Source organism: Methylorubrum suomiense (assembly GCF_022179765.1).
Taxonomy (GTDB): Bacteria; Pseudomonadota; Alphaproteobacteria; order Rhizobiales; family Beijerinckiaceae; genus Methylobacterium; species Methylobacterium suomiense.
Genome location: NZ_BPRE01000050.1, coordinates 1 through 868 on the forward strand (window position 1 = coordinate 1; position 868 = coordinate 868).

General features: G+C 67.5%; 1 protein-coding gene. It reads right to left on the reverse strand.

What is annotated here, in order from left to right; all coding sequences use genetic code 11:
• Positions 1–10: 10 nt before the first annotated feature.
• On the reverse strand, positions 11–820 hold the full coding sequence (locus tag MFF26_RS26370) for an IS5 family transposase (RefSeq protein ID WP_238308973.1): 810 nt from the start codon (positions 818–820) through the stop codon (positions 11–13).
• Positions 821–868: the final 48 nt, after the last annotated feature.

Here is an 868-nt window from a genome sequence, read left to right on the forward strand (position 1 = left end):
CTAGAGGCTGTTATGGACCGCAAGCGAGTAGGGCAGCCTTCCTGAGCATGAGGCAGACAAAGGCGACGAGGTGCAGGTCTGCCAATGTGCTTGCATATCGCTCGTAGTCCTTGACGAGCCGGCGGAAGCGGGTGGCCCAGGCGAAGGAACGCTCGACGACCCAGCGCCGAGGCAGCAACACGAAGCCGCGCTTGGCCTCGGGCAGCTTCACGACTTCCAGGTCGATGCCGTGCTTGCGCGCAGCCGCGGCCGGCTTCTCGCCGGTGTAGCCCTGATCGACGAAGGCGATCTCGACGTGATCGTCAGTGGCCGCCTGCACGGCCTTGGCCAGATGCTCGACCTGAGCGCGGTCATCGGCGTTGGCCGGCGTGACGTGCAGGGCCAGAAGATGGCCGAGGGTGTCCACCGCCATGTGCAGCTTCGAGCCCTGCTTGCGCTTGGCCCCGTCGTAGCCAGCCCGCTCGCCGCTCTCGGGCGTTGCCCGCAGCGTTCGGCTGTCGAGGATGGCCGCCGAGGGCTCGGCCTTGCGCCCGGCCGCCAAGCGCAGCACGGCGCGCAGGTCCTCGGCCAGTTGCTCGAAGCAGCCCGCCGACAGCCAGCGTTGCGCCTGCTGGTAGACCGCCGCCCACGGCGGCAGGTCGTGGGGCATCCAGCGCCACGGCGCGCCTGTCTTCACCACGTAGCGCAACCCGTTGAACACTTCCCGCAACGGATGCGCGCGCTGGCCCGCATCCTCGCGCACCAGCGTCAGATACGGGGCGACCAACGCCCATTCGTCGTCGGACACATCAGACGGGTAGGCTTTCCGGGACTGGCTCATGACCCATCATCTGAGCCGTCCAGCCGATAGATCCATAACAGCCTCTAG

Excerpts from the sequence above, each read along its gene's own strand:
- MFF26_RS26370 (WP_238308973.1), bottom strand. The coding sequence starts at position 820 with ATGAGCCAGTCCCGGAAAGCCTACCCGTCTGATGTGTCCGACGACGAA.